Consider the following 2,156-nt stretch of genomic DNA (forward strand, 5'->3'; position numbering starts at 1 on the left):
GGTGGCCCCGCGACCGCCCCCCCGCTAACTAACCCCCCCGCCCGGTGGGCATACCCGCGCCCTTGAATCCTGGCGGGCAAACCCCCCCCGGCCCCGGCCCCGCCGGTCGGCTCCGCCGACCGCCGCTGCCGGAGCCGAGCTTCCCGGCAGGTTGCGTGCCCCGATCGGGATTAACGACGGGGGGGTCCGGCGTTCGACTGTGGAGTGGTTCCGCCGGGTCCGAGGACGTGGCGGGCCGCACCGGCCGGGGAAGCAGCGGGTGACCGCTCGAACCCGATCCGGGAGTCGAACACCGCCGGGCCGAGAGCGGACGGACCTGTTCCGCCGGTTCCGCCCGCAGAGGTGTCGGTCCCGGGGGCTAAGATCCAAGGTGCAACCCCCAGCGGGTCGTGCGCGGATGCGTGCTGGTAGGTCTGCCAGCCCGGTCCGCCACCGCCGAGGCGGGGGACAACCGCAGGCAACCGACAAACTATCCGTACCGGAGCAACCCACCTGATGTCCACCGACACCACCACCGTTCCGACCACCGCCGCCACCAAGCCGCAGGTCGCGGTCAACGACGTCGGGACGGAGGAGGACTTCCTCGCCGCCGTCGACCTAACCATCAAGTACTTCAACGACGGCGACATCGTTGAGGGCACCATCGTCAAGGTCGACCGCGACGAGGTGCTGCTTGACATCGGTTACAAGACCGAGGGCGTCATCCCGTCCCGGGAGCTGTCCATCAAGCACGATGTCGACCCGGCTGAGGTCGTCACCGTCGGCGACTTCGTCGAGGCCCTCGTCCTCCAGAAGGAGGACAAGGAAGGCCGGCTGATCCTGTCCAAGAAGCGCGCCCAGTACGAGCGCGCCTGGGGCACCATCGAGGAGCTCAAGGACAAGGACGAGCCCGTCAAGGGCACCGTCATCGAGGTCGTCAAGGGCGGCCTCATCCTCGACATCGGCCTGCGCGGCTTCCTGCCCGCGTCGCTGGTCGAGATGCGCCGCGTCCGCGACCTGCAGCCCTACGTCGGCCGCGAGCTCGAGGCGAAGATCATCGAGCTGGACAAGAACCGCAACAACGTGGTCCTGTCCCGCCGCGCCTGGCTGGAGCAGACTCAGTCCGAGGTCCGCAGCGAGTTCCTCAACCAGCTGCAGAACGGCCAGGTCCGCAAGGGCGTCGTCTCCTCGATCGTCAACTTCGGTGCGTTCGTGGACCTCGGTGGCGTCGACGGCCTGGTGCACGTCTCCGAGCTGTCCTGGAAGCACATCGACCACCCGAGCGAGGTCGTCGAGGTCGGCCAGGAGGTCACGGTCGAGGTCCTCAACGTCGAGATGGACCGCGAGCGCGTCTCGCTGTCGCTGAAGGCGACGCAGGAAGACCCGTGGCGCCAGTTCGCCCGCACCCACGCGATCGGCCAGATCGTGCCGGGCAAGGTCACCAAGCTGGTGCCGTTCGGTGCGTTCGTCCGGGTCGACGAGGGCATCGAGGGCCTGGTGCACATCTCCGAGCTGGCCGAGCGCCACGTGGAGATCCCGGAGCAGGTCGTCCAGGTCGGCGACGACGTGATGATCAAGGTCATCGACATCGACCTCGAGCGTCGCCGGATCTCGCTGTCGTTGAAGCAGGCCAACGAGGGCTTCACGCCGGACTCCGAGTTCGACCCCACCCAGTACGGGATGGCCGCCGAGTACGACAACAACGGCGACTACATCTACCCGGAGGGCTTCGACCCGGAGACCCAGGAGTGGCAGGAAGGCTACGACACCCAGCGCGAGGAGTGGGAGCGCCAGTACGCCGACGCGCTGTCCCGCTACGAGCAGCACATGAAGCAGGTCGCGAAGGCCGCCGAGGCCGACGCCGAGGCCGCTGCCGCGGGTGCTTCCGGTGCGGGTTCCGAGCAGGGCGGCGGGAACTACTCGTCCTCCGGCTCGTCCGAGCAGCAGGACGACGCGGGCTCCCTGGCCAGCGACGCCCAGCTGGCCGCGCTGCGGGAGAAGCTCTCCGGCGGTGCGTGATCTGACGGTCTCCGTCTGATCCGGAACGGATAGGCACGACGGGCCCCCCCCGGTTCGCAGGTGGGGGGGGGGGGGGGGGGGGGGGGGGGGGGGGGGGGGGGGGGTGTTTGGGGGGGGGCGCCGCGGGGGGGGGGGGGGGGGGGGGTGGCCCGGGGGGG

The 2,156-nt window shown here is 70.0% G+C and carries 1 protein-coding gene; it reads left to right on the forward strand.

All coding sequences use genetic code 11. The annotated features are described in order from the left end of the window. The first annotated feature begins 495 nt into the window (after positions 1-495). Positions 496-1,998, forward strand: a complete 1,503-nt coding sequence (gene rpsA / locus LCD35_RS28580; protein ID WP_224962930.1) for a 30S ribosomal protein S1 — start codon at positions 496-498, stop codon at positions 1,996-1,998. The last annotated feature ends 158 nt before the right edge of the window (positions 1,999-2,156 follow it).

It is taken from the genome of Saccharopolyspora sp. 6V, assembly GCF_020176785.1.
Taxonomy (GTDB): domain Bacteria; phylum Actinomycetota; class Actinomycetes; order Mycobacteriales; family Pseudonocardiaceae; genus Saccharopolyspora_C; species Saccharopolyspora_C gregorii.

Bases quoted from the DNA above. Each gene is read 5' to 3' on its own strand.
- rpsA (WP_224962930.1), top strand. From the start codon at position 496: ATGTCCACCGACACCACCACCGTTCCGACCACCGCCGCCACCAAGCCG.